Consider the following 24,533-nt stretch of genomic DNA (forward strand, 5'->3'; position numbering starts at 1 on the left):
TACCCGTGGGCACGACCGTCTTCGAACGCCAGAAGCCCCCCGCATCCGTCATCCGGCACGCCCTCACCGGCACCCGGCAGAGCTCGTTCTGGCTCGATGACTTGCCCGCGCGACCCGCGTACCCGACACTGGCGGGCGAGCGCACCGCCGATCTCGTGGTCGTGGGTGGCGGATACACCGGCCTGTGGACGGCACTCCTCGCGCGCCGGCGTTATCCCGGCGCGCGGATCGCCCTGCTCGAAGCGCGCAAGATCGGATGGGCCGCCTCGGGCCGCAACGGGGGGTTCTGCGAGGCGAGCCTGACGCACGGCCGCGAGAACGGACTCGCGCGCTGGCCCGACCAGCTCGACGAACTCGAACGCCTGGGGCTCGCGAATCTCGATGCGATCGGATCCGACCTCGAAGAATGGGGAGTCGACGCCGAATTCGAACGGGTCGGCTCGATGGGCGTAGCGGTCGAAGAGCACCAGCTCGACTGGCTGGACGACTGGGTCGTCGATGCCGCCTCGCGGGGTGAGGGTGAACACGTCGTACGGCTGAACGAGGCGCAGGTCCGCGCATCCGTCAACTCCCCGACGTACCTCGGCGGTGTGTGGGAGAAGCACTCGACCGCGCTGGTTCATCCCGGCAAGCTTGCGTCCGAACTCGCGCGCGTCGCGAGCGAGCAGGGCATCGAGATCTTCGAGAACTCGCTCGTGAAGCGGATCGACGACGCGGATGCCGACGGCAACGTCCGCCTCATCACCGCTTCGGGAGCTATCAGCGCACCCCGGATCGTGCTCGGGACGAACGTGTTCCCCGCGCTCCTGAAGCGCAATCGGCTGATGACCGTGCCGGTCTATGACTACGTGCTCATGACCGAGCCGCTGACGACCGAGCAGTTGGCCGCCATCGGGTGGGGTGACCGCCAAGGGCTCAGCGACCTCGCGAACCAGTTCCACTACTACCGGCTGAGCGCCGACAACCGCATCCTGTTCGGCGGCTATGACGCCGTCTATCACTACGGCCGAGCGGTTCGCCCGGCGTACGAGAACCGGCCGACGAGCTACGAGACCCTCGCCAGCCACTTCTTCACGACATTCCCGCAGCTGGATGGTCTGAAGTTCAGCCACAAGTGGGCGGGCGCGATCGACACGTCGACCCAGTTCTGCGCCTTCTACGGGACGGCCCGCGAGGGACGGATCGCCTACGCGGCGGGGTTCACGGGGCTGGGCGTGGGGGCATCGCGCTTCGCCGGCGAGGTCATGCTCGACCTTCTGGAGGGCGCCGACACCGAACGGACGCGCCTCGACATGGTGCAAAAGCGCCCCCTGCCGTTCCCGCCCGAGCCCGCCGCGGCGATCGGCATCAACATGACGCGTTGGTCGCTCGACCGTGCGGACCACAACGAAGGCCGCCGCAACATGCTGCTGAGAACCCTCGACGCGCTCGGTCTGGGATTCGACTCGTGACGGAGGCGCGCGATTCCGGGCGGCTCGCCGCGGGAACGGCGACGGATGCCTCGCTGCTGCCTGTTGCCTTCGACCTCCTCGACGCGGCGAAGGTCATCACGGGCACTCCCGCTACGCGCTACCTGGCCCTCGACACCACGGCCGAGCGCGAGGTCGGAGTGTGGGAGCACACGGTCGGCGTCTCGCGCGATATCGAGGCCGATGAGGTGTTCGTGGTGTTGGCCGGCGACGCCACCCTGGAGTTCATCGAGCCCGCGCTGGCGCCGATCGAGCTGCGCCCCGGCGTCGTCGTCCGTCTCGAAGACGGCATGAGCACGATCTGGACGGTTCGCGACACCCTCCGCAAAGTCCTCGTCGCTCCCTGACTTCCTCCCCCAGCCCGACCCGACAGGAACACCATGACCGCTACACCCGACCCCGCGGCCGATGCCCGCGTCCGCGCGGATGACCGCGGCCACGTCTTTCACTCCTGGAGCGCTCAGGCGCTGATCGACCCCGTTCCGGTCGCGGGCGGGTCGGGTGCCACTTTCTGGGACTACGCGGGCAACAGCTATCTCGACTTCTCGTCGCAGTTGGTCAACCTCAACCTCGGCCACCAGCATCCGGATCTCGTCACGGCGATCCAGGAGCAGGCGGGGCGTCTCGCGACGATCCAGCCCTCGATGGCGAACGACGTGCGCGGCGACCTGGCGCGCCGGATCGCCGAGGTCGCGCCCGACGGCATGAACAAGGTGTTCTTCACCAACGGCGGTGCCGACGCGAACGAGAACGCCGTGCGGATGGCGCGCCTGGTCACGGGCAAGCGCAAGGTGCTGTCGATGTATCGCAGCTACCACGGCAACACCTCGACCGCCATCACGCTGACCGGAGACCCGCGCCGCTGGGCGAACGAGCCGGCGGATGGATCGGTGGCGCACTTCTTCGGCCCCTACGCCTATCGCTCGCCGTTCCATTCCTCGTCGCCCGAGGAGGAATCGCAGCGCGCGCTCGAGCACCTCGAGCAGGTGATCGTTCTCGAGGGCGCATCGACGATCGGGGCGCTCATCCTCGAGACGATCGTCGGCACCAACGGCGTGCTCATCCCGTCCCCGGGGTACCTCGCGGGCGTGCGGGCGCTGTGCGATAGGTACGACATCGTCTTGATCGCCGACGAGGTGATGGTCGGCTTCGGTCGGGTCGGCGAGTGGTTCGCGTTCCAAGCGTTCGATGTCGTGCCCGACCTCATCACCTTCGCCAAGGGGATCAATTCGGGCTACGTCCCGCTCGGCGGCGTCGTGATCTCGGACCGCATAGCGAAGCACTTCGACACCGTGGCGTTCCCCGGCGGACTGACCTACTCGGGGCATCCGCTGGCCTGCGCCGCGGGCGTCGCGACATTCGAGGTCTTCGAGCGCGACGGGATCATCGAGCGCGTCCGAGACCTCGGCGAGCGTGTCGTCGGACCGCGGCTGCGCGCCATCGCCGACCGGCACCCGTCGGTGGGCGAGGTGCGCGGGCTCGGTTTGTTCTGGGCGATCGAGCTCGTGAAGGACCCTGCGACGCGCGAGCCGCTCGTGCCGTTCAACGCGAGCGGGACGGATGCTGCACCGATGGGTGCCCTCGCCGCCGCGTGCAAGAGCGCAGGGCTCTGGCCGTTCACGCACTTCAACCGCATGCACGTGGCGCCGCCGCTCGTGATCTCGGAGGCGGACCTGAACCGTGGACTCGACATCATCGACGGGGCGCTCGACGTTGCAGACGAGTATGTGAGCTGATTCGCGCGCCGGCTGAATCGCGCGTCGGATGCGTGTCTACTTCGAGGGCAGTCCGCGACGCTCCAGCGCCGAGCGGAGCTTCTCTCGACCGCGCAGGGTCGCGGCGCTGCGGATGCGCCCGAGAATCGTGCCGATCCATCCGTGCGACATGCCCTGGCCCGCGTAGTACGTGCGGACCGCGTCGTCGTAGGCCACGATCGCCGCGTCGGGCGCCGGTCGATACGTCTCGCGGTGACGCACGACGTCCTGCGGCAATCGCGGCTTGATGCCTGCTCGGTCTGCGGGATCGGGATGCCCGAGCGCGATCCCCATCACGGGGAATGCGCTCGGTGGCAGCTCGAGCAGATCTGCCAGTTCTTCGGGTCGGTTCCGCACGGCGCCGACGTAGACCGCGCCGAGTCCGAGCGACTCCGCCGCGATGGTCGCGTTCTGCGCAGCCAGGGCCGCGTCGATGAATCCGACGAGCGTGCTCTCGATGTACTCGACGCCCTCCGCCGTCTCTCCGCGATGCTCGGCGACACCGCGGTGCCGCGACCAGTCGGCGACGAAGATCAAGAAGACCGGTGCTCGGCGGATGAACGCCTGGTCGCCTGCCAGCACCGAGATCGCGGCCTTGTGTTCGGGATCGCGGACTTCGATGACCGACCACGCCTGCATGTTCGAGCTCGTCGCCGCGGACTGCGCGGCCGACACGATGAGGGTGACGGTGTCGTCGTCGATCCCCTCCTCCGTGAAGCTCCGCACCGAACGGTGTCGCTGCAGCAGGGCTATGACGTCGTTGGCGGAAGCGATGGATGCGGGGGCTGCGCCGCCGTAGCGCTGGTCGAGCACGCTCGAGTTCACGCCCTCCGACGCACCGCCGGGCACGCCGTCGCTCGTGCCGTCAGACATCCTGATCAGCCCGCCGCAGCGAGCGCCTGCTCGAGGTCGGCCAGCAGGTCGTCGCGGCTCTCGATGCCGACCGACAGACGCACGACCTCTTCGGGCACGGCGAGTTCGGTGCCACGGACGGATGCGTGGGTCATCGCATCTGGATAATTCAGCAGCGATTCAACTCCACCGAGCGACTCGGCCAGGGTGAACAGACGCGTGGATTCGGCGAAGCGGCGGGCGGTCGCGGCATCCGGCAGCGCCAGCGAGACGATGCCGCCGAACGCCGACATCTGCGACGCCGCCAGCTCGTGTCCCGGGTGGGATTCCAGGCCCGGGTAGTAGACGCGGGCGACCCCGGGGTGGGCGTCGAGGAAGCGTGCGATGGCGTCACCGTTCTCACTGTGCCGCTGCATCCGCACGCCGAGCGTCTTGATCCCGCGGGTCGTGAGCCAGGCGTCGAGGGGGCCCGAGACCGCACCGGCCGCGAACTGTAGAAAGCGTGCCTGCTCGGCGAGAGCGTCGTCGTTCATGACAAGCGCGCCACCCACGACATCCGAGTGCCCGCCGAGGTACTTCGTCGTGGAGTGCACGACCACGTCGGCACCGAGCGAGAGTGGCCGCTGCAGTGCGGGCGACGCGAACGTGTTGTCGACCACGACGACCGCACCGGCGGCGTGCCCGAGGCGCGCGAGGCCGGCGATGTCGGTGATGCGCAGAAGCGGGTTGCTCGGGGTCTCGACCCAGACCATCCGCGCGGGGCGTTCTTCGAGGGCGGCGGCGACCTGGTCGAGGTCACTCATGTCGACGACCCGCAGCCCCACGCCCCACGGTGCGAGCACGCGGGCGATCAGGCGATAGGTGCCGCCGTAGACGTCGTTGCCGAGCAGCACCTCGTCGCCGGGCTTCAGGACGGAGCGCAGCAGAGCGTCTTCGGCGGCGAGTCCGGATGCGAACGACAGACCGTGCTGTCCGCCCTCGATCGCGGCGAGCTGGGTTTCAAGTGCCGTGCGGGTCGGGTTGCCGCTGCGGCCGTATTCGTAGCCACCGCGGAGTCCGCCGATGCCGTCCTGCGCGTAAGTGGTCGAGAAGTGCACCGGCGGAATCACGGCGCCCGTAGCGGGATCGAACTCTTGGCCGGCGTGGATGGCGAGGCTGTCGAAACCCGCGAAATCTGACGTGCTCATCGGATGCCTCCTGCGGCGTTGTCTGCGGTGTTCGTTGCGGATGCGGCGGATGCCTGGGGTGGATCGACCGCTGGATCGACCGCTGGTTCCACCGAGAAGCCGTTGTCGGTCATCCAGCCGTCGTCGAAGATCTTGCCGAGGTACCCGCGGCCGTGATCGGGCAGGAGCACGACGACGACGTCGTCGGGTCCGAGTTCGCGGGCCGTGCTCAGTGCGCCGACCACCGCCATCCCGCTCGATCCGCCGACGAGCAATCCTTCTTCCCGCGCGAGGCGGCGGGTCATCGCGAACGAGTCGGCGTCCGAGACGCGCTGCCACTCGTGCACGACGGAAGGATCGAACGTTTCGGGCCAGAAGTCTTCGCCGACGCCCTCGACCTTGTAACCGTGGATGTCTGAGCTGGAGTAGATGGAGCCGATGGGGTCGACACCGATGATCCGGGTGGTGCCGTCCGAGACCTCGCGCAGGTAGCGGCCCGTGCCGGTGATCGTGCCGCCGGTGCCGACGCCCGCCACGAAGTGGGTGACGCGCCCCTCGGTGGCGCTCCAGATCTCGGGACCGGTCGTTTCGTAGTGCGCGCGGGGCCCGTTCTGATTCGCGAACTGGTTCGGCTTGAACGCTCCGGGGATTTCGCGGGCGAGCCGGTCGGAGACGCTGTAGTACGAGCGCGGATCCTCGGGCGGCACACTGGTATCGGTGATGACGACCTCGGCCCCATAGGCCTCGAGGACGGCGACCTTGGGGCCCGCGAACTTGTCGGGAACGACGAAGATCATGCGGTAACCGCGCTGCTGCGCGACGAGGGCGAGGCCCACCCCCGTGTTGCCGCTGGTGGGTTCGACGATCGTGCCGCCCGGGCCGATCAATCCGTCACGCTCGGCGGCGTCGAGGATATTGGCTGCGATGCGGTCTTTGGATGAGCCGCCCGGGTTGAAGTATTCGATCTTCGCGAGAACCGTGGCGGTGATGCCGTCGGTGACGTGGTTCAGGCGGACGAGGGGTGTGTTGCCGATGAGGTCGGTGACGCTCTGCGCGTATCGCACGGGATAAGTCCAAGCTGCGGGGCCGCGATGCTCTCGCGGGGTGTTGTCAGGGGTCGTTGAAAGCGAGTGCGAGGCACTCAGCGGCAACAACGACAGGACAGCACGCGGATAGCTTACATAGGCGAGCTGCGGGATGCCTAGCTGCACACCGATTCGAGCGCCGCGATGCCTGAGCCCGTCGAAGCGAGCACCGGGCGCACGTGTCGACCAGGCAGGGCACAGCGGGTGACTTCGACGAGCTCAGTGACCGGGCGGGCCCACGCTCCCTGAGCCTGTCGAAGGGAGCACCGGAACTCCCGCGTCGACAAGGCAGGGCACAGCGGGTCACTTCGACGAGCTCAGTGACCGGGCGGGCCCAGCGGGGTACCGCTAGAACGGGGGTGGATCCGTGTTCGGGACGAAATGGATCGCCGAGGGTGGCCTGTCGATGTAGACGTGACCACCGGGTGAGGTCCACTCCAGGACCCCGCCTCCGAGTTGTCGGACCGTCCAGGCTGTTTCGCCTTTCAACGTGTGGTGTCGTTTGCAGAGACAAGCCAAGTTGCAGACGCTGGTTTCGCCACCCAGTGCGTAGTCGCGGGTGTGGTCCCGATCGCACCGGTGCGCGGGTTGCCGGCACCCGGGGAACCGGCAGTGCTGATCCCTCGCGCGGAGGAAACGCTTCATGTCTGCGGATGGTGTGTAGCGGTCGACGGCGAGAACGCGCCCGGTGATCGGGTCAGCGAGAACTCGATCCCATCCGGTCGCGTGTCCCGCGAGCTGGCGCGCGGTGGCCGGGTCGATCGGACAGCGGCCGACCAGTTCGGCCGGCTCATCCGTCACACCGGCGAGTGCGAGAGCGGGGACGGTGACGTTCACGATCCCGCGAATAGCCCCCAGTCCGCCGGCCCCGTCCGAGAAGCCGGCACCCGTTTTCACGGACGGGGTCACGGTGAGCATCATGTCCGCCACCAGGTCGGCCCGGATCTGATCGAGGGTGCGGGTGTCCGTCGGGTCGGCGTTCTTCAACGCCTGGGCTTGTTGCGTGATCCGGTCGTGCATCGCGTGCGCGAGCACGGCGGGTTGGGTGGAGATGAACTCCGCCATCCCGTCCCCGATATCGCGCACGCACGCACCCCGCGACGCCCGAGCCTCCTTATGGCGCTCCGCCAAGGGTCGCGGCTGCAGCGACTCCGCCAACCGCGCCAACGATGCCCCGAGCCGCCCGGGCGTGGTCCCCTCGGCCCGGATCAGCGCTTCACGCTCGAACTCCGCCCGCGCTTCCGGATCGGTGAGGGGGAGTCCGTGTTCCATGATCACCGCGACGTGGCCGCGAGCGATGCGCCCCTCGTCCCACGCCGCGAACGTGGCCGGGAACGACTCCTCCAAAACCGCAGCGTCGTTCATGCGACGTTGCACGGTCCTGTCGGACATGTTCATCGCTGCGCCGAGTTCTGCCGCCAAAGCACGGAACGGCAGCTCAGCTTCGCGGGAGGAAGGTGAGGCGAGTTCGGCAACGCGGCGCGCACCGACGCGCGCGGCCCTTGCGAACAATCGCGCGAGCGCGGCCTCAGTACGCGCGTTCGCACGCCACACGTCGATGCCCTCCACGGCTAGCTCCCGCGCGATCGCGTCCACCCCAGTCGTTTCGACGTCACCATGGTTCGAATGCATGTTCGAAACTCTACGGATGACCACCGACATTCGAACCTCGAAAAGTGCCCAAAAACGGTGAAATCACGCCGAAAAGATGAGACTCCTCACATCTTGCGTCGCGCGCGAACCCGCAGGCGGGTGGCTCCGCTGGTCGCTTCGACAGGCTCAGTGACCGGCGCTTCGACAGGCTCAGTGACCGACGGGAATGCCCAACGGCGCAGGCCGGTTGCCCACACCATGCGCGCCATCGTCTACTCCCAGACCGGAACATCCGACGTCCTCCACGAGATCGACTCGCAGATCCCCGAGCCCGGCGCGGGCGAGGTCCGCGTTCGCGTGATCGTTTCGGGCGTCAATCCGACGGATTGGAAGAGCCGGGCGGGCGGCGCCTCAGCCCCGACGCGCTTCCCGGAGCAGGTACCCAACCAGGACGGTGCAGGCATCGTCGACGCGGTCGGTCCGGGCGTCGAGCACCTCGCGCCCGGCGATCGGGTCTGGATGTTTCTCGCAGCATTCGACCGCCCGTCCGGCACCGCGCAGGAGTACACGCTCCTGCCCGCTCATCTCGTCGCGCCCCTCCCCGAAGGCGTCTCGTTCGACGTCGGCGCATCGCTGGGCGTGCCCGCGCTGACGGCGCATCGAGCGCTCACCGTGCACGACGGCGGCCCCTCGCGGCTCGCCCCCGGTTCACTCGCGGGCCGGACCGTGCTGGTCGCGGGTGGGGCCGGCGCCGTCGGACACGCCGCCATCCAGCTCGCGCGCTGGGCCGGCGCGACCGTCGTCACGACCGTGTCTTCCGACGCCAAAGCGGACCTCGCCCTCGCGGCCGGAGCGCACACCGTCGTCAACTATCGCGAGCAGCACGCTGCCGCCGAGATCCGCGCCGCCGCCCCCGATGGGGTGGACATCGTGGTCGAGGTCTCCCCCGCGCGCAACGCAGAACTGAATGCCGCCGTCCTGGCGAACCAGGGCTCCGTCGCCGTCTACGCGACCGATGGCGGAACCGAGATGAGCCTCGACATCCGCACGCACTTCGCCCTCAACATCCGGTACCAGTTCTTGCTGCTCTACACGATGGGGACGGATGCGATCACGGCCGCTGTCGAGGATGTCACGGCCGCACTTCGCGACGGTGCGCTCCCCGTCGGACAGGAAGCCGGCTTGCCGATCACTCGATTCGCCCTGGAACAGACCGCCGCCGCGCACGACGCGGTCGAGGGCGGGCTCGTCGGCAAGGCACTCATCGACGTGGCAACGAGCTAGCGCGCCCGGTCACCGCCCCGCTAGCGCGACCCCCAGCCATCCGGCCAGATCCCGAATCTCGGCCTCGACCATCTCGCGCTCGTCGTCGTCGTAGGGCAAGACTTCGTGCACGGCGTGCACGACGAGCGTCTCCTTCTTCTTGTCGAGTTCGGCGTCCAGCAGCCCGACGAAGCGATCGCCGACGAGGATCGGATGCGCGAAGTATCCGTACACCCGCTGCGCCTTGGGCTTGAACTGCTCGAGCACGTAGGTGAAGTCGAACAGTTCGGTCAGTCGCGGACGGTCGAAGAGCATGCGGTCGTACGGGTTCAGGATGGCGGCGCGCCCGCCCGGGTCGTCGTCGAGAGCGGCGAGCGCCTCAGGATCGACCCGCCACTTCCAGCTGCTGCCCTCGACTTCGGCGGGTTCGCCCACCGTTCCCACGGGCGTCCAGGGTGACTTCTGCTTCGCGATGCCGGCCGCCTGCAGGCGCCGTTGATGCAACAGCACCTCAGCCTCGGCCGGCTCGAACACCGGCAGGTCGGCCGGATAGACCCGCTCCGGCAGGTCCCACAGGCGCTGGCGGCCCACCCGGCCGGCGATCGCGACCTCGCCGATCCGCGCGAGGATCTCGAGCATCCGCGGCACTTCGTTCGGCCCGTACCATCCGCTCGAGCGGTCGCGTTGGACGACGCTCGTGTCGGTGAAGTCGGATGCCGCGAGTGGGCCCTCGGCGCGAAGTCGGGACAGGATGTCTCGGCGAAACGCGTCGTTCGCCTCGAGGTAGTCGACCGTCGCCTGCCGGCGCGGGCCCTCGCGCATGATCGACAGCATCGGGGCGAGCAGGCTGCCGGCCCAGAAGCATCCGTCGTGCTCGAAAAGCAGCCGATCGGTCTCGACGGCTTTGCGGAGCTGGCCTGGTTCGTAGCCCCAACCGATCCGGCTCCACGGCACCGTCTGCTCGGCAGGGGCGATCGTGGCGGTGGGATCGATCTTGATCGCGCCGATTTGCTCCGCGACCTCAACGACATCGCCCGGCCGATCGACGTCGAGCAGCTGAGCCCGGACCGCGATGCGGCGCGCTTCGTTGCGGGACAGCCGATGCATGGGGCGACGCTACTCGCTCAACCGAGCGCCTGCGCCCCGATCACCGAGAGCAGGCTCAGCTTCTCGTAGCTCTCGCTGCCCGGGACAGCCGTGTAGACCATCAGCGACTGCGCCTGCGCGGGGTCGACCAGCCGCTGACAGTGCAATTCGAGCGCACCGACCTCGGGATGCACAAAGTGTTTCGTTTCGTGCGGCCGCAGTCCCACCTCGTGCTCCGCCCAGAGCGTGCGGAACTCGTCGCTGCGCGCGAGCAAAAGCTCGGCGAGTTCGGCAGCGCGCGACCGGGGGCCACGCAACGCCGTGATCTCACGCAACCCCGACGCGTACATCCTGCTGAGGAACCCGTGCTCCTCTCGGGCGTAGAACTCCCGCGTGGCGGGATCGGTGAACCAGCGAAAACCGAGGCTGCGTTCGGGACCCGTGAGAGAGACCTTGTCGCCCATCAGGGCGACGCCCATCCGGCTCTGCCCCAGCGTCTCGCCCAGTTCGGTGACGATCTCGGCGGGTGTGTCGTCGAGTCGATCCAGGATGCGGAGCATGCCCGGGCTGATGTGATCTCGTCCACCGCCCCGCGCGGGTGGAGTGTGGCCCGCGAGATGGAACAGGTGGTCGCGTTCATCGAGCGAGAGGTGGAGCCCCTGGGCGATGGATGCCAGCATGTGCTCGGACGGCTGCGGGCCCCTCTCCTGCTCGAGACGGGAGTAGTAGTCCGTCGACATATGGCTGAGCGCTGCCACCTCTTCCCGGCGCAGCCCGGTGGTTCGGCGCCGAGCACCGCGCGTCAGTCCGACATCCTCCGGCTGCAGCGCCTCGCGGCGCGTCCGGAGAAACTCGGCCAATCCCCTGCGGTCGATCACGGTGTTCCCTCATCTCCCTGCGTCCGTCATGTCTACCCCGTGTGGACAACCGGAGCCACGGTCCGACGATCCCCCCTTCGTATCGGGGGATCGAGAGGCCCTGGATGGCCTCGGCGCCGCGGGCGATCGTGGGAACACCAGAACACGAGACATCCGAGGAGCACACCGTGCCACGCAAGAAGATCGACATCACCCTTCCCGACCTCACCGGCAAGCGCGCGCTCATCACGGGCGCCAGCGATGGGATGGGCCTGATCATGGCGCGCCGGCTCGCCGCGGCCGGAGCCGAGGTCATCGTCCCCGTGCGAAACCGCACGAAGGGCGAGAACGCGCTCGCGACGATCCGCGCCACGATTCCCGATGCCGCGGTGTCGCTCCGCGATCTGGACCTTTCGTCGCTCGAGTCCGTTGCGCGCCTCGGCGAGACCCTGCGCGCCGAGGGCGAACCGATCCACCTGCTCGTCAACAACGCGGGCGTCATGAGCCGCGGTCTGCTCTTCGGGCCGATGGGACCCGGTCGCGTAGGCGGAACGCCCGGCGAGCAGCCCCTGTTCCGGCCGCTCCGCAGCATGAACGACGCCGCCCGCATGTGGGAACGCTCCGAGGAACTCACCCAGGTAAAACTCCCGACGGCATGACAATCTGAGTTCGATGACGATGTTCCCCCTCGGCCGACCGGCACGCACAACGATCGCCGCGCTCGGTGCCCTCTATACGGGCGCCGTTCTGTGGGTGACGCTGCGTCCGTTGCCGTGGGCGACCGAGGGAAACCAGGAGGCCTATGGCATCCTCAATCCTCAATCGTGGATCGGATGGTCGACCTGGACGGAGGGGTCACCGCTTGAGATCGTGGCGAACATTCTGATGTTCCTGCCCATCGGGCTGGCCTCGGGTCTGCTCTTTCGCGGCCTGCTCGGCGTCATTCTTCCTGTCGTGCTGACGCTCGCGATCGAGCTGGCTCAGATACCGCTGGCGGACCGAATCTCGCATCCGCGCGATCTCGTCGCCAACGCGATCGGCGCCATCCTGGGACTGTTGATCGCCACCGCGGTGCTTCGAGGACGGGCCAGGCTCACCCGAATGTCAGAACGGGCTTGACGACCTCACCGGACTCGCTGTCGGCGAATGCCCGCGCGATCTCGGCAAACGGATACGTCCGAACGAGCCTGTCGAACGGGAACTCACCCGCCAGATATAGCTCGATCATCTCGGGGATGAACAGCTGCGGGATGACGCCGCCCTCGACGACAGACGTGATCCGGATGGCGCGGGCCACGGCCTGCGACAGGTTCACCTTCGACTCCGCTTCGGGGTTCGCTGCGGCCAGCAAAACGGCGTGGCCGCGGTGGCCCAGCGATCGGAGCATCCCGTCCACGACACCGGCGTTTCCGGTCGTGTCGATCGCATAGTCCACGCCGGTCCCGCTGATCGAGGCGAGCTCTTCGACGGTGTCCACCTCTCGCGCGTTGACGGTGTGGGTGGCACCGAGCTCGCGGGCGAGTTCGAGCCGCTCCGCCACGACATCCACCGCGACGATCATTCGAACCCGTGCGACGCGTGCACCCAGGATCGCCGACATACCGACCGCCCCCGTGCCGAACACCACAAGCGTGCTATCCATCCGCGGCTCGATAACCTTCAGAACCGTGCCCGCCCCGGTCTGCACCCCGCACCCGAGCGGTGCGAGCACCTCGAGCGGCACATCGGTGCGCACCTTCACGACGCTGCGCGTCGGCACGTTCGCGTACGTGGCGAAAGCGGACTGACCGAAGAAGTGCGAGATGACCCGGTGCCCACCGGCGTCGACCAGGGACGTCGTGCCGTCGGGGCGTCCTCCGGCGAAGTTCTGCTCATAGGAGTTCACGCAGAATGACGGGTTCCCGCTCAGGCAATCGACGCAGATGCCGCAGCTCGCGACCGTCAGAACGACGTGATCGCCGACCTCGAGGTGCGTCACGCCGTCGCCCACACGTTCGATCACGCCCGCGCCCTCGTGCCCGAGCACGATCGGAAAGGTGGTCGGGATCCACCCGTCCCGCACAGCCATGTCGGTGTGGCACACGCCGGTCGCGACCATGCGGACCTGCACCTCGCCCGCGCGCGGATCGTCAAGCGTCAGCTGCGCCATCTCGAACTCGCCTTCGAGCTCGGGCATGACGGCTGCGGTGATGGTGGAAGTCATGGGGTGGATCCTCTCGTCGCGGATCACCACAGTCTGTGCGCATGAGCCGGCCACGTCCGCCCCCTTTCGCTCCGCACCGAATGGTTGTAAGGGCGGCGCGGCGAGACGTCGCATCGGCAGCCCGGAAGAGGCACTCGGCGTTCGCTCAGGAAGCCGGCCGCACGCCCTCGTAGGCTGGATGCACCAAGGGGAGTACTCCGACACGGTCGGCTCGTCATTACGGATGCATCGCATCCCGGGTCACCGGTCCTCGATCTGAGGATGGAGAAGACCTTGGCGTCGATTCGCTCACGCCAAGGTTAGGAATCCCGCTTGAACATCACGCCGCTCATCTGGATCATCACGATCGCCGTCACGATCGCGTTCTTCGTCTACGAGTTCTTCGCGCACGTGCGCAAACCGCACGAGCCGACGATCGGCGAATCCGCCCGCTGGTCGGCCTTCTACATCGGCCTCGCGCTGCTGTTCGGCGTCGGCATCGGCGTCGTCAGCGGCTGGACCTACGGCGGTGAATACTTCGCCGGCTACCTGACAGAGAAGGCCCTGTCGATCGACAACCTCTTCGTCTTCCTGATCGTCATGACCGGCTTTGCGGTGCCGAAGATCTACCAGCAGAAGGTGCTGATGATCGGCATCGTCATCGCGCTCATCCTGCGCGGAATCTTCATCGCGGTCGGCGCCACGCTGATCGAGAACTTCTCGTGGATCTTCTACCTGTTCGGCGCCCTGCTGCTCTTCCTCGCCTACCGCCAGGCGTTCGCGCACGGTGAATCGAACCCCGCGGACGGAAAGTTCATGCGCTTCGTCCGGCGCCACCTCCCCGTCACCGACGAGTACCACGGCGACAAGTTGACCGTCCGCAAGGGTGGCCGACGCTGGGTCACGCCGATGTTCCTCACGATCATCGCGATCGGATTCGTCGACCTGATCTTCGCCGTCGACTCGATCCCCGCCATCTACGGCCTGACGGAAGAGGCGTACATCGTGTTCACCGCGAACGCGTTCGCGCTCATGGGACTGCGCCAGCTGTTCTTCCTCATCGGCGGGTTGCTCGAACGTCTCGTCTACCTGGCACAGGGGCTGGCCGTCATCCTCGCCTTCATCGGCGTCAAGCTCGTGCTGCACGCCATGCACGTCAATGAGCTGCCGTTCATCAACGGCGGCGAACCGATGCTGTGGGCCCCCGAGATCCCTATCTGGTTCTCGCTGCTCTTCATCGCCGCGACGATCGCGGTGGCGACGATCGCGAGCCTCATGAAGACCCGCAACGACAACCGACCCGTCGCCGAGAAGGTGGAGGAGCAGCTGCCGGAGAAGGGGTCAGCCCTGTAACTAGCTCGGCCCTGTAACTCAGCCCTGTAGCTGGCTCAGCAGCTCGATGTGGTCGGCGGTGCCCGTGAACTCGGTGATCCGCCCGTTCACGATCCGGTACATCCCGAACTCGGCGACATTCACGTGTCGCCGGGTCGGGGTGATCCCACGGAACTCACCGACATGGGTGCCACCCGCTCGCACGTGCGCGGCCACACGATCGTCTTCGACGACGAGTTGGATGCGTCGCCACTGCCAATCCGGGAACGCCCGGAGCAGCTCGGCGACGCCGTCGATCCATGCATCCGCGCCACCCGGCAGATGCGCGCGCCGAACCGCCGGGTCGAGGAACGAACGGATCGCCTCGAGATCGTGCCGGTTGCACGCCTCGAGATACTCGGCGAACCACTCACGCATCTGCCACGGTTCCACTCCCCCATTATCCGAGGAGCCCGCCGGGAGGGCCCCGCTCAGCGGAGTTCGAGAACCCTGGCCGCGGAGACCCGACCACCGACCTCGACCTGTTGCCCGAGATATCGCAGGTGGGTGTGCAACAGCGAACCCGCGCCCTGAACGATCTCGAGGTCTTGGCCGAGCTCGGCCGACAGACGCACCGCTGCCGAACCCGTCGCCTCGTCTTCGCGGATGCCGAGCTCGGGCGCGAACATGCGTGCCCGAACGCGCTTTCGCGTCTCGTCGAACCACGCCCATACGTAGTGCATGCCGAGGCCATAGGCATCCGGATCCACCGCTTCGACCTCGTCGGGGTTCGCGAGCTGGTCGAGCTCGAACGGTGGGGCCCACTCCGGAAGCGCGGTCGCGAAGACGAGGTCGCGATCGAACCGCACCCGCACGCTCCCCGCTGGCACGTCGATGTGTTTGATCTCGTCGCCGTTGTCGCGCAACCATGCGGCGAGCCCGACCGTGGGATGCCCTGCGAAGGGCAGCTCGCGAGTGGGCGTGTAGATCCGCGCGGTAGCGGCACCAGCCTCGACCGCATCGATGAAGATGGTTTCGCTGAACCCGAGATCGGCCGCTATCGCCTGCTCGCGCTTACGGGTTGAAGAAGACGCCCAGACGATTCCGAGCTGGTTGCCGTGTGCGCCCGCCGCGTCGACGAACACGTCCACGACGTTTACGAGAAGGCTCACGACGGCCCATTCTGACAGGGAACGGCCGGAATCGTCTGCGTCCTTCCCGCCTGTTCTGCGAACGTGATGGACGGTACCCTATGGGTGCTGTTCACCGACGAGCGGAGGCCCTTCATGACGCGCGAGATCACGGACGAGGACGCGGTCATGGACCAGATAGCGGAGCGACTCGCCGCACGATTCCCCTCGACGCCGATCGAGCAGATCTCAGCCGTCGTGCGAGAAGCGCACCTCGCTCTGGCGGGCGCCCATGTGCGCGATTTCGTTCCGGTCCTGGTCGAGCGAGAGGCCACGTCGCGATTGAAGTCTGCGGCGACCTGAGACGGCATCGTCGTCGCACTCACGCGGCCAGGTGACGGGACTCGCGCAATCGGCGGACCACGCCGTTCTCCACAAGCACGGGCACGTAGTGACGCAGCCGTGCACCATCGAGGGATTCGAGCTCTTCCGCGATCAGGGCGAAAACGGCATCCTCGCCGAGTACGGGGAACCGTCGTCGAAGTCGCTCCGCGAGATGAACGAGCGCCTCGAACTCGTTATCGGGATGGGTGCAACTCATCTGTCAATTCTCGCGGACATCGAGGTCCGCGGGCCCGAATCGTCCTTCATCGTGTCCGCCGCGGCTCGGGAACGACGACCGGGTGATTACGGTGGGGACATGAAGGTCATCGCTGTTTACAGCACGAAAGGCGGAGTCGGGAAAAAGACCGCCGCCGTCAATCTCGCGTGGGAAGCCGCGAAGGAGTTTCGCGTCCTGCTGTGGGATCTCGATCCGCAGGGCGCCGCGACCTTCCTGCTGCAGGTGAAACCGAAGGTGAAGGGTGGCGTCGCCGCCCTCGTGGCCGGCGACAGCAAGGTCAGCGGAGCCATCCGTTCCACCGCGTACGACAACCTCGATGTGCTGCCCGGCAACGCGAGCTATCGCGACCTCGACCTCGTGCTCGATCACGCGAAGAAGTCCGAGCAGCGGGTCGCGAAGATCCTCGAACAGGTCGAGCGCGACTACGACGTCGTGATCCTCGACTGCCCGCCCGGCGCGTCGCTCGTCGCCGAGAACGCCGTGTTCTCGGCGGATGCCGTCGTCGTTCCCCTCGTGCCGTCGCCGCTGTCGATGCGTTCCCTCGAGCAGGTCGTGGAGTTCGTCGGCGCATCCGTCTCGAAGGCCCGCATCGTCGGATTTCTCTCGATGGTCGATCGGCGCAAGACCCTGCATCGGACGACCGTCGAGCAGCTGCCTCAGGCGCAGAAGGCGGTCACGGATGTGGTCGTCCCCGCGACCGTTCATGTCGAGCGCATGGGCACCGAGCGGGCACCGATCGGGAGTTATGCGCCCGGCGTCGAAGCTGCGCGTGCCTACGGCGAACTCTGGGCGCTGATCCGGGGAGCGGTCAAGCCGAAGGCGCGCCGCAAGAAGAGCTGAGCGGCACGCCGCCTATATCGAACGACGTGGCCCGGATGGAGCGCGAGCACGCCGGCGCCCGTCGCACCTGCGCCCCCATGGAGTGGCTATTCGTCGACGGGTTCGTCGGCCGGCAGGCTGTGCCAGATGTCGAAAGTCACCGACTCCGCCCCGTGCACATCTCCGACGGAGAGCAGTCCGATGAGTTGCTCGTGCCGCTCGACCGACGCGCGTCCGTCAAGCGTGAACCGCACCAGCTCGGCGCGACGCACCAGCGGACCGAACTGCTCGAGCACAGCCTCGAGAGCACGATTCCCGAGTGCGGTGACCGGGATCATGTGGAACTCATCGTCCGCATCCAACGCCGCCGCCAGGTCATCGGCACGGAGAGCCTCGGCGAAGCGGTGATTCGCCTCTCGCATGCGACCGACATCCTCGACACTCAGCTTGCCGGCCGTCTCGCGTACAGCCAACCCGTGCATGGCGGCGATGACGTCCCGGGCATCCCGGACGACCCGCGGATCGATCGTACTGACGGCCGTTGACCTACCGGGCACCGCGACCACGAGTCCGCTTGCGCCGAGACGCAGGAGAGCCTCGCGCACGGGCGTGCGGCTGACGCCGAGCCATTCTGCGAGATCGCCGTCGCGCAGCTGCTCCCCTGGCTCGAAGGTGCCGTCCACGATGGCGTCGCGCAGACGCCGATACACATCGTCGCGGAGGAGGGAGCGGTCAACGCCAGAGCGGCCCGTGGGAATCGGCATGCAATACATTGCGCACAACCCGGGCATGGACGCAAATCATTAATCATCCGTTGCGAGTGTGTACTACATGCAATATATTAAATCCCACGAGCGATCATCAATTCACACCGCAGGGGCGAGTCCGGCGGGGCGACCCGAAAGGAAGAGCATCATGAGCACCATGTCTGAGGCAATCACGAACGTCGTCCTCGTCCACGGAGCGTTCGCCGACGGCTCGGGATGGCGGGGCGTCTACGACAACCTGACCACCCGGGGCTATCGGGTCACGATCGTGCAGAACCCGCTGACGTCGCTGGCCGACGACGTCGCCGCGACGATACGGGCGCTGGAAGCCCAGGACGGACCGACGATCCTGGTCGGCCACTCGTGGGGCGGAACAGTCATCACCGAGGCGGGCATTCACCCGAATGTCGCGGGGCTCGTCTATGTCTCAGCGCTTGCTCCCGATGCCGGCGAGTCGTCGACCCAGCAGTACGAGGGCTTCGCCCCCACCCCGGAGTTCGTGATCGACGTCGCGGAGGATGGCTACGGCTTCGTCCGGGCGGACACGTTCCAGGCGGGATTCGCCGCCGACGTCAGCGACGCCGACGCCGCCTTCCTCAGCGACTCGCAGGTCCCGATCAACTTGTCCGTCTTCGGGACCGCGGTGCAGAATGCGGCATGGCGCACGAAGCCGAGCTGGGCGGTCATCGCGAAGGAAGACAAGGCCTTCGATCAGGCGATGCTGAACCACATGGCCGAGCGCATGGGCGCGACGATCACCCACGTCGCGGGCAGCCACGCCCTGTTCATCACGCAGGCGGGCGTCGTCTCCGACGTGATCGTCGACGCGGCTCGGAACGCCCTCGTCAGCGCCGTGTGACCGCCTGCCGACGACTACACTCCCCTACGTCGCGGCGACCCGCGGGCGAGCCTGCCGCACCCGGAACCACAAGCTCAGCTCGCGCGTGGCGCGCAGAACGGGATCCGCATCATCGACCGCCTCGAGGTCGTCGAACGTGCTGCGGAAGCCGGCGGGAAGAGCTGTACGCGCCTCATCGATCGGCTCGTAGCCCATCGTCCATTCCGCGAGCTGCCGTGCCGGGGGCCTGCTGTCGACCAGTACCCGGACATCCGCATGCCGAGGATCGGCCGTGATGCGGGCGAGCAGCGCGCGCACCGGGAGTTCGGGACCCTCGAGGTACTGGATGAACCGACCGTTGCGGTAGAGAAGCATCCCCGTGATGTCCGCCTGAGCGTTCGCCGCCCGACTCTGTGTCAGCAGTTCTTCGAGTTCGGACTCGTCGAACAGGGTCACGGCGAAGCTCGTATAGACGAGCGAGTACAGTCCGTCCGCTGGTTCGCCGGACGCGTCCGCGCGGGTCATGCGTCACCCACTGGGGTCGCGGTCTCTTGCGTGCCGCTCACGTACGCGGCGGCCACGGCTTCCATGGCATCAGCGAGATGAGCGAAGGTACCGATGGGTTGGGTGTGGGTGTCGAGGGCGACGAAGCGCCCATCGTCATCGCGGTCGATGCATCCGAGAAAATGACCCGGTCGACTCCCCACATAAAACCCGTCATCGACGCGCGCCCACACGACATCGCGCTCTTGTGTCTCTGTCTGCACCGCTTTTCAGTCCTTCTCTGGCGCAGGAAGGACCCGAGCCGCATTGCTTGTGGCTCTCACGCTAGCCGCTGTGGGCAGACGAGCGGCGGGGCTTGCGCGTTCGCGGCGGATTGGGTACTGGTCCCGCAAAGTAATTGCGGCGCCGACGGATGTCGCGCCCGCGCCGCAACTTCGGCGTTGCGGTCTCGGTTCAGTCAGGATTGGAGTTCCTGGGCCTCGGCGATCCGCGAGTGCCCACCTGGGGCGTGATGCTGGGCGAGGGCTTCCGCAACGTCTACGTCGCACCCCTGCTGATCCTGTGGCCCGCCCTCGCCATCGGCGTGACCGTCGGAGCCTTCGTCCTCTTCGCAAACGCGCTGCGCGACGGGCTCGAGGACCGCCCGACCGTACCGCCGCGGAAGCGGGCGAAGAGGGAGTCCCCGAAGAAACTGCCCGCCTCCGACGGCGCCGATCAGCCGAAGAACCGCCATCTCCTGGATGTCGAGGGCGTCTCGATCGGGTTCCGCACGCCCACCGGAACGACGCCCGTCGTGCACGCCGTGTCGTTCCACCTCGACCGCGGTGAGGTCCTCGGCATCGTGGGAGAATCCGGGTCGGGTAAGTCGCAGACGGTTTTCTCGATCCTCGGGCTCCTGCCCGAGGGTGGCGAGGTGACGGGCGGTCGCATCTGGTTCGACGGCGTGGAGACAGTCGACGCTTCGGGGACTCGGCAGGATCGCCTGTCGAAGCTGCGCGGGCGACGCATCGCCTACATCCCGCAGGAGCCCATGTCGAACCTCGCGCCCTCGTTTACGATCGGGCGCCAGCTGGTGCGCCCGATGATGAAGAACCTCAAGCTTTCGCGGGCCGAGGCCACGCGGCGCGCGATCGATCTCCTGTCACAGGTGGGCATCGCCGATCCCGAACGCACAATGGCCGCCTACCCGCACGAGATCTCGGGCGGAATGGCACAGCGCGTCCTGATCGCGGGGGCGGTGAGCAGCGAACCGGATCTGCTTATGGCCGACGAGCCCACGACGGCATTGGACGTGACCGTGCAGGCCGAGGTCCTCGACCTGCTGAGAGACATGCGCAGCACCCTGGGCGTCGGCATCGTGGTGGTCACCCATAATTTCGGCGTCGTATCCGATCTCGCCGACCGGGTTCTCGTGATGCGAGAGGGTGCCGTGGTCGAAGAGGGTGCCGTGCGACGGGTCCTGCGTGATCCGCACGCGCCGTACACGCGCAGACTGCTCGGCTCGATGCTGCAGGACAAAAAACCGCTCACGCCCCTCGCGGGAGGCATCCGATGACCGAACCCCACCTCGTCGATGTAAGCGACGTATCCGTCGAGTATCGAACACGGTCGCTGCGCGCGAAGCCGTTCCGCGCACTTCACTCGGTTTCGATCTCCGTCTCGCCAGGTCGCACCCTCGGTCTCGTCGGCGAGTCCGGCTCGGGCAAGACAACTCTCGGACGCGCCCTATTGGGCCTTGCCCCCGTCACCGCGGGGTCGATCACCTTCGAGGGCGCCGACATCACACACGCCAAGAGACGCCAGCGGCGAGCGCTCAGCCGAGATATCCAGGTCGTCTTCCAGGATCCCTACACGTCGCTGAACCCCGCGATGCCGATCGGCGAGATTCTTCGCGAGCCGCTCGGCGCGCAGGGAGTGCCGCAGCGCGAGGCCCGCGTCCGCGTCCGAGACCTCCTCGACCGCGTCGGGCTGCCCGCGGACGCCGCCACGCGTCTCCCGCGCGACTTCTCGGGCGGTCAGCGGCAGAGAATCGCCATCGCGCGGGCGCTGTCGCTGTCACCCAAGCTCATCGTCTGCGACGAACCCGTGAGCGCCCTCGACCTGACGACCCAGGGGAAGGTCCTGGACCTTCTGCTGGAGCTCCAACGCGAAACGGGCGTCGCCTATCTCTTCATCTCCCACGATCTCGATATCGTCCGGCACATCAGCCATGACGTCGCGGTCATGTATCGGGGCGAAATCGTCGAGCGCGGCAGCGCAGAGCGCGTCACCTCGGAGCCGACGCATCCGTACACTCGACGCCTTCTGCTGTCCTCGCCCGTACCCGACCCGGACGAACAGGCCACGCGACGCACTCAACGACTCGAACTCGCTCGCGACGAACGACAGGAAGCGTCACGATGACCGCGATCGCCACCGCAACGACGGCCGCAGAGGGCAGTATGCTGCTCGATCCGGACCGACTCTTCCCCGCCGACCCCACCACGAGGGCGATCGCCCGGGGTCTGCACGCGACCGTCGCGGATCTGCCGATCCTGTCCCCGCACGGGCACGTACCGGCGCGGCTTCTTCTCGATGACGAGGCGTTCCCCGACCCCACGCGACTGCTCCTCTCCGGCGATCACTATGTCACCCGGCTCCTGCAGACGGCGGGGGTCGATCCGGCCGAGCTCGGCGTCGGGGGCGTCGAGGTGCGCGATCCCCGTCGCGCCTGGCGCTCGTTCTGCGAGAACTGGGACGTCCTCAGCGGCACCGCGTCGGGATACTGGCTCACCGATGAGCTGTCGCGCCTGTTCGGCATCGATCGCGAACCGTCCGCTTCCTCCGCTGACGCACTGTACGACGTCATCGCCGACCGCCTGCAGCAGCCGAACTTCCGGCCGCGCCGTCTGCTGGACCGTTTCCGGATCGAGGTTCTCGCGACGACGGACGACCCGATGGACGACCTCGACGTGCACCGGGCTCTGGCGGACGACGCCCATTTCGATGGCCGGGTCATTCCCACCTTCCGCCCCGACGCATACCTCGACCCCGAAGCTCCGGGGTTCCTGCGCGGCGTCGAGCGTCTGGCCCAGTGGCACGGCACTCCCACCGACGATTACACGGGATACCTCGAGGGGCTGGAGTCGCGCCGCGCCCATTTCATCGCTCATGGAGCGACCTCCGCAGACCATGGCGTCGTCGATGCTCTCGCGGAACCGCTCGCATCCGACGAGGCCGCCGCCCTGTTCCGGCGCGCGGTCCGCTCCGAGTCGACCCCGGCCGAGGCGCGCGCGTTCCGGGCTCACATGCTGTTCCAGATGGCAGGGATGAGCGTGCGCGACGGCCTGGTGATGACGATCCATCCCGGTGTGCTGCGCAATCACCACACCGAGACGTATCGCTCCTTCGGGCCGGATACCGGCCACGACATCCCCGTCGCGACGGAGTACACGCGCAATCTCCGACCGCTGCTGGAGGAATACGGACTCGCTCCGGACTTTCACCTCGTGCTCTTCACGGTTGATGAGACGACCTTCTCGCGCGAGATCGCCCCGCTCGCCGGTTTCTACCCGAGCGTGTTCATCGGACCACCCTGGTGGTTCTTGGACGCGCCCGACGCCATCCTCCGGTTCCGGGCCGCAACGACCGAGATCGCAGGATTTTCGCGATCTGCCGGATTCATCGACGATACGCGCGCCTTCCTGTCGATACCGGCACGCCACGACATGGCCCGACGCGTCGACGCGTCCTATCTCGCACGCCTCGTCGCGGAAGGCCGCATAGGACGGGCCCGCGCGCAGCGGATCATCGTGGACCTGACGGACGCACAGCCTCGAAAGGTCTTCAAACTGTGAGTCCGAGGCTCTCCCGCGCGGCGCTCGCCGCGCGCGGTACGGCATGCCCGCCGGCTCCTGCGCGCATCGCCCACCTCGGTGTCGGCGCGTTCAGTCGATCCCACCAAGCGTGGTACACGGCTCGCTCGCCCGAAGCAGCCGAGTGGGGAATCGTGGGATACACCGGGCGGACCTGATATCGCGACCGCCCTCGAGCGCCAGGACGGTCTCTACACGCTTCTGACCCGTTCGGACGAGGACGACGAGGCCGAGATCGTCGGGAGCATCCGCTCAGCGGTCGACGGGCGCGATACGGCGACGTTCGTGCAGCAGTTCGAGGCACCCGAAACCGCCATCGCCACGCTCACCATCACGGAGGCCGGCTACCGACTGCCCGTGGCCGGTGACGGGCACGACACGATCGAGATCGGCGATGACCTCGCACTGTTGACGGCGATATCCCTGCCGCGTGACACCGACGCCCTTCCGACCCTCAGGACACCCCTCGCGCGCCTGCTGCTCGGTCTGGAACGACGGCGCCTCGCGGGCGCTCCGCCGATCGCTCTCGTCCCCTGTGACAATCTGCCCGCGAACGGTACTGTGCTGCGCGATGCCCTCCACCACGCCGCGGAGCGCACCTTTCCTGAGCTCATCCCCTACCTTTCGACCGATGTCACGTACGTCTCGACATCCGTCGACCGCATCACCCCGCAGATCGATCCGAGTGTGCCAATACGTGTCGCCGAGCTCACCGGCTTCGCCGACGACGCCGCGGTCGTGGCCGAGCCGTTCTCCAGCTGGCTGCTCTCCGGCGACTTCCCCGCCGGCCGCCCGTCCTGGGATGCCGTCGGCGCGAAGTTCGTGACGGATATCGAGCCGTTCGAGCTTCGTAAACTGTGGCTCCTGAACGGCGCGCACTCGTTCCTCGCCTACGCGGGCTTGCTGAGGAGACACACGACCGTTGCGGATGCCATGACGGATCAGCTCATCACCGCAGGACTCGAGGAGTTCTGGAACGAAGCTGCGCGCAATCTGCCCTCCTCCGTGGACCTCGACCTCGACGCCTATCGATCGGCGCTCCTGTCCCGGTTCCACAACAGGGCGATGGCGGACGCGTTGACTCGCATCGGGCGGGACGGGGTCGGGAAGTTGCGAGCGCGGATAGCTCCGGTTCTCCGGGCCGAGCGGGCCGCGGGCCGGCGAGGCACGGGCGCGGCGCGCGTGCTTTCGTACTGGGTAGAGGGAACTCTGGCGAGCAGACTTCCGAGCGATGCGGCAAGCGCGGCAATCGACTCTGCGCGGTCTCGCGTTCGGAGCGAAGCCCGCCGTGCACTGGTCGCGCTCGTCGTCCCCGAACTCGCCGATGACGAAGAACTGCTCGGCGACACGATGGTGCTCGCCGAGTTCGATCACTAAGACC

At 67.4% G+C, this 24,533-nt stretch carries 27 protein-coding genes; 14 read left to right on the forward strand and 13 right to left on the reverse strand.

All coding sequences use genetic code 11. The features are described from left to right. Positions 1 to 5: 5 nt before the first annotated feature. From CGU34_RS14420 to CGU34_RS14430, 3 genes are read left to right on the forward strand one after another with little or no spacing between them, the layout of a single operon-like run. The gene (locus tag CGU34_RS14420; RefSeq protein ID WP_100814485.1) at positions 6 to 1,451 is read left to right on the forward strand and encodes an NAD(P)/FAD-dependent oxidoreductase; all 1,446 of its coding nucleotides are present in this window, start codon (positions 6 to 8) and stop codon (positions 1,449 to 1,451) included. After that, on the forward strand, positions 1,448 to 1,816 hold the full coding sequence (locus CGU34_RS14425; protein ID WP_036299213.1) for a cupin domain-containing protein: 369 nt from the start codon (positions 1,448 to 1,450) through the stop codon (positions 1,814 to 1,816). Before CGU34_RS14420 ends, CGU34_RS14425 begins: the two co-directional genes overlap by 4 nt. Before the next feature lie 33 nt (positions 1,817 to 1,849). Continuing rightward, a complete protein-coding gene (locus CGU34_RS14430) occupies positions 1,850 to 3,205 on the forward strand; it encodes an aspartate aminotransferase family protein (protein WP_100814486.1) in 1,356 nt (451 codons plus the stop codon). A 36-nt stretch (positions 3,206 to 3,241) separates the two neighbouring features. Here the strand turns inward: CGU34_RS14430 and CGU34_RS14435 are convergent, their stop codons facing one another. The 4 genes from CGU34_RS14435 to CGU34_RS14450 form a co-directional block, all read right to left on the reverse strand. After that, the gene (locus CGU34_RS14435; protein ID WP_100814487.1) at positions 3,242 to 4,096 is read right to left on the reverse strand and encodes an NADPH-dependent oxidoreductase; all 855 of its coding nucleotides are present in this window, start codon (positions 4,094 to 4,096) and stop codon (positions 3,242 to 3,244) included. 5 nt (positions 4,097 to 4,101) lie between these two features. Further along, entirely contained in the window at positions 4,102 to 5,262 is a 1,161-nt protein-coding gene (locus CGU34_RS14440) for a cystathionine gamma-synthase (RefSeq protein ID WP_100814488.1), read from the reverse strand. Then, the gene (locus tag CGU34_RS14445) at positions 5,259 to 6,305 is read right to left on the reverse strand and encodes a pyridoxal-phosphate dependent enzyme (protein WP_100814489.1); all 1,047 of its coding nucleotides are present in this window, start codon (positions 6,303 to 6,305) and stop codon (positions 5,259 to 5,261) included. The genes CGU34_RS14440 and CGU34_RS14445 overlap by 4 nt, the downstream gene beginning before the upstream one ends. Before the next feature lie 369 nt (positions 6,306 to 6,674). Beyond that, positions 6,675 to 7,958, reverse strand: coding sequence for an HNH endonuclease signature motif containing protein (locus CGU34_RS14450; RefSeq protein WP_157811335.1), 1,284 nt, complete (start codon positions 7,956 to 7,958; stop codon positions 6,675 to 6,677). Positions 7,959 to 8,177: 219 nt separating this feature from the next. Between CGU34_RS14450 and CGU34_RS14455 the strand changes: the two genes are divergently transcribed. After that, positions 8,178 to 9,203: an NADPH:quinone reductase gene (locus CGU34_RS14455; RefSeq protein WP_036300850.1), complete on the forward strand. Its 1,026-nt coding sequence runs from the start codon at positions 8,178 to 8,180 to the stop codon at positions 9,201 to 9,203. Positions 9,204 to 9,212: 9 nt separating this feature from the next. Here CGU34_RS14455 and CGU34_RS14460 read toward each other — a convergent pair whose 3' ends face one another. Continuing rightward, positions 9,213 to 10,289 carry a DNA glycosylase AlkZ-like family protein gene (locus CGU34_RS14460; protein WP_100814491.1) on the reverse strand — a complete coding sequence of 359 codons (1,077 nt, stop codon included), beginning with the start codon at positions 10,287 to 10,289 and terminating at the stop codon, positions 9,213 to 9,215. Between the two features lie 17 nt (positions 10,290 to 10,306). Further along, complete coding sequence (locus tag CGU34_RS14465; RefSeq protein WP_100814492.1) at positions 10,307 to 11,146, reverse strand: helix-turn-helix transcriptional regulator; 840 nt, start codon at positions 11,144 to 11,146, stop codon at positions 10,307 to 10,309. Between the two features lie 167 nt (positions 11,147 to 11,313). On the opposite strand from CGU34_RS14465, the gene CGU34_RS14470 reads away from it, so the two are divergent. Both CGU34_RS14470 and CGU34_RS14475 read left to right on the forward strand, forming a co-directional pair. Then, positions 11,314 to 11,784: an SDR family NAD(P)-dependent oxidoreductase gene (locus CGU34_RS14470; RefSeq protein ID WP_100814534.1), complete on the forward strand. Its 471-nt coding sequence runs from the start codon at positions 11,314 to 11,316 to the stop codon at positions 11,782 to 11,784. A gap of 13 nt (positions 11,785 to 11,797) precedes the next feature. Further along, positions 11,798 to 12,244: a VanZ family protein gene (locus CGU34_RS14475; protein WP_100814493.1), complete on the forward strand. Its 447-nt coding sequence runs from the start codon at positions 11,798 to 11,800 to the stop codon at positions 12,242 to 12,244. Here CGU34_RS14475 and CGU34_RS14480 read toward each other — a convergent pair. Beyond that, entirely contained in the window at positions 12,219 to 13,328 is a 1,110-nt protein-coding gene (locus CGU34_RS14480; protein WP_100814494.1) for an NAD(P)-dependent alcohol dehydrogenase, read from the reverse strand. The two genes, CGU34_RS14475 and CGU34_RS14480, sit on opposite strands and share 26 nt — an antisense overlap. 312 nt (positions 13,329 to 13,640) lie before the next feature. On the opposite strand from CGU34_RS14480, the gene CGU34_RS14485 reads away from it, so the two are divergent. Beyond that, positions 13,641 to 14,660 carry a TerC family protein gene (locus tag CGU34_RS14485; RefSeq protein ID WP_051513961.1) on the forward strand — a complete coding sequence of 340 codons (1,020 nt, stop codon included), beginning with the start codon at positions 13,641 to 13,643 and terminating at the stop codon, positions 14,658 to 14,660. 18 nt (positions 14,661 to 14,678) lie between these two features. On the opposite strand, the gene CGU34_RS14490 is transcribed toward CGU34_RS14485, so the two are convergent. Next, entirely contained in the window at positions 14,679 to 15,071 is a 393-nt protein-coding gene (locus CGU34_RS14490; protein WP_100814495.1) for an ester cyclase, read from the reverse strand. A gap of 38 nt (positions 15,072 to 15,109) precedes the next feature. After that, on the reverse strand, positions 15,110 to 15,790 hold the full coding sequence (locus CGU34_RS14495) for a PhzF family phenazine biosynthesis protein (protein ID WP_100814496.1): 681 nt from the start codon (positions 15,788 to 15,790) through the stop codon (positions 15,110 to 15,112). A 114-nt stretch (positions 15,791 to 15,904) separates the two neighbouring features. Between CGU34_RS14495 and CGU34_RS14500 the strand changes: the two genes are divergently transcribed. After that, positions 15,905 to 16,111: a three-helix bundle dimerization domain-containing protein gene (locus CGU34_RS14500; RefSeq protein WP_036300825.1), complete on the forward strand. Its 207-nt coding sequence runs from the start codon at positions 15,905 to 15,907 to the stop codon at positions 16,109 to 16,111. 19 nt (positions 16,112 to 16,130) lie between these two features. Here the strand turns inward: CGU34_RS14500 and CGU34_RS17060 are convergent, their stop codons facing one another. Continuing rightward, positions 16,131 to 16,349, reverse strand: coding sequence for a three-helix bundle dimerization domain-containing protein (locus CGU34_RS17060; protein ID WP_157811336.1), 219 nt, complete (start codon positions 16,347 to 16,349; stop codon positions 16,131 to 16,133). Between the two features lie 99 nt (positions 16,350 to 16,448). On the opposite strand from CGU34_RS17060, the gene CGU34_RS14505 reads away from it, so the two are divergent. After that, on the forward strand, positions 16,449 to 17,210 hold the full coding sequence (locus CGU34_RS14505; protein WP_100814535.1) for a ParA family protein: 762 nt from the start codon (positions 16,449 to 16,451) through the stop codon (positions 17,208 to 17,210). Positions 17,211 to 17,296: 86 nt separating this feature from the next. Here the strand turns inward: CGU34_RS14505 and CGU34_RS14510 are convergent, their stop codons facing one another. Next, positions 17,297 to 17,953, reverse strand: a complete 657-nt coding sequence (locus CGU34_RS14510; RefSeq protein WP_100814497.1) for a GntR family transcriptional regulator — start codon at positions 17,951 to 17,953, stop codon at positions 17,297 to 17,299. Positions 17,954 to 18,104: 151 nt separating this feature from the next. Here CGU34_RS14510 and CGU34_RS14515 point away from each other — a divergent pair, with 151 nt between their 5' ends. Next, positions 18,105 to 18,815 carry an alpha/beta fold hydrolase gene (locus CGU34_RS14515; RefSeq protein ID WP_036300816.1) on the forward strand — a complete coding sequence of 237 codons (711 nt, stop codon included), beginning with the start codon at positions 18,105 to 18,107 and terminating at the stop codon, positions 18,813 to 18,815. Positions 18,816 to 18,839: 24 nt separating this feature from the next. On the opposite strand, the gene CGU34_RS14520 is transcribed toward CGU34_RS14515, so the two are convergent. Next, the gene (locus CGU34_RS14520; protein ID WP_036300815.1) at positions 18,840 to 19,319 is read right to left on the reverse strand and encodes a BLUF domain-containing protein; all 480 of its coding nucleotides are present in this window, start codon (positions 19,317 to 19,319) and stop codon (positions 18,840 to 18,842) included. After that, a complete protein-coding gene (locus tag CGU34_RS14525; RefSeq protein ID WP_036300813.1) occupies positions 19,316 to 19,561 on the reverse strand; it encodes a hypothetical protein in 246 nt (81 codons plus the stop codon). The genes CGU34_RS14520 and CGU34_RS14525 overlap by 4 nt, the downstream gene beginning before the upstream one ends. Before the next feature lie 149 nt (positions 19,562 to 19,710). Here CGU34_RS14525 and CGU34_RS14530 point away from each other — a divergent pair, with 149 nt between their 5' ends. The 4 genes from CGU34_RS14530 to CGU34_RS14545 all read left to right on the forward strand — a co-directional run bounded on the left by CGU34_RS14530 (position 19,711) and on the right by CGU34_RS14545 (position 24,529). Continuing rightward, on the forward strand, positions 19,711 to 20,853 hold the full coding sequence (locus CGU34_RS14530) for an ABC transporter ATP-binding protein (protein ID WP_100814498.1): 1,143 nt from the start codon (positions 19,711 to 19,713) through the stop codon (positions 20,851 to 20,853). Then, entirely contained in the window at positions 20,850 to 21,701 is an 852-nt protein-coding gene (locus CGU34_RS14535) for an ATP-binding cassette domain-containing protein (RefSeq protein ID WP_036300804.1), read from the forward strand. The genes CGU34_RS14530 and CGU34_RS14535 overlap by 4 nt, the downstream gene beginning before the upstream one ends. Next, entirely contained in the window at positions 21,698 to 23,134 is a 1,437-nt protein-coding gene (gene uxaC, locus CGU34_RS14540; protein ID WP_232711692.1) for a glucuronate isomerase, read from the forward strand. Before CGU34_RS14535 ends, uxaC begins: the two co-directional genes overlap by 4 nt. Positions 23,135 to 23,212: 78 nt before the next feature. Then, the gene (locus CGU34_RS14545) at positions 23,213 to 24,529 is read left to right on the forward strand and encodes a mannitol dehydrogenase family protein (protein WP_157811337.1); all 1,317 of its coding nucleotides are present in this window, start codon (positions 23,213 to 23,215) and stop codon (positions 24,527 to 24,529) included. Positions 24,530 to 24,533 lie beyond the last annotated feature (4 nt).

It is taken from the genome of Microbacterium lacus, assembly GCF_002812805.1.
Taxonomy (GTDB): Bacteria; Actinomycetota; Actinomycetes; order Actinomycetales; family Microbacteriaceae; genus Microbacterium; species Microbacterium lacus_A.

Coding starts and splice junctions, on each gene's coding strand:
- CGU34_RS14430 (WP_100814486.1), top strand. CDS start 1,850: ATGACCGCTACACCCGACCCCGCGGCCGATGCCCGCGTCCGCGCGGAT.
- CGU34_RS14435 (WP_100814487.1), bottom strand. CDS start 4,096: ATGTCTGACGGCACGAGCGACGGCGTGCCCGGCGGTGCGTCGGAGGGC.
- CGU34_RS14440 (WP_100814488.1), bottom strand. CDS start 5,262: ATGAGCACGTCAGATTTCGCGGGTTTCGACAGCCTCGCCATCCACGCC.
- CGU34_RS14450 (WP_157811335.1), bottom strand. CDS start 7,958: ATGCATTCGAACCATGGTGACGTCGAAACGACTGGGGTGGACGCGATC.
- CGU34_RS14455 (WP_036300850.1), top strand. CDS start 8,178: ATGCGCGCCATCGTCTACTCCCAGACCGGAACATCCGACGTCCTCCAC.
- CGU34_RS14460 (WP_100814491.1), bottom strand. CDS start 10,289: ATGCATCGGCTGTCCCGCAACGAAGCGCGCCGCATCGCGGTCCGGGCT.
- CGU34_RS14475 (WP_100814493.1), top strand. CDS start 11,798: ATGACGATGTTCCCCCTCGGCCGACCGGCACGCACAACGATCGCCGCG.
- CGU34_RS14480 (WP_100814494.1), bottom strand. CDS start 13,328: ATGACTTCCACCATCACCGCAGCCGTCATGCCCGAGCTCGAAGGCGAG.
- CGU34_RS14500 (WP_036300825.1), top strand. CDS start 15,905: ATGACGCGCGAGATCACGGACGAGGACGCGGTCATGGACCAGATAGCG.
- CGU34_RS17060 (WP_157811336.1), bottom strand. CDS start 16,349: ATGAGTTGCACCCATCCCGATAACGAGTTCGAGGCGCTCGTTCATCTC.
- CGU34_RS14505 (WP_100814535.1), top strand. CDS start 16,449: ATGAAGGTCATCGCTGTTTACAGCACGAAAGGCGGAGTCGGGAAAAAG.
- CGU34_RS14510 (WP_100814497.1), bottom strand. CDS start 17,953: ATGCCGATTCCCACGGGCCGCTCTGGCGTTGACCGCTCCCTCCTCCGC.
- CGU34_RS14515 (WP_036300816.1), top strand. CDS start 18,105: ATGAGCACCATGTCTGAGGCAATCACGAACGTCGTCCTCGTCCACGGA.
- CGU34_RS14520 (WP_036300815.1), bottom strand. CDS start 19,319: ATGACCCGCGCGGACGCGTCCGGCGAACCAGCGGACGGACTGTACTCG.
- CGU34_RS14530 (WP_100814498.1), top strand. CDS start 19,711: ATGTCGCGCCCGCGCCGCAACTTCGGCGTTGCGGTCTCGGTTCAGTCA.
- CGU34_RS14535 (WP_036300804.1), top strand. CDS start 20,850: ATGACCGAACCCCACCTCGTCGATGTAAGCGACGTATCCGTCGAGTAT.
- uxaC (WP_232711692.1), top strand. CDS start 21,698: ATGACCGCGATCGCCACCGCAACGACGGCCGCAGAGGGCAGTATGCTG.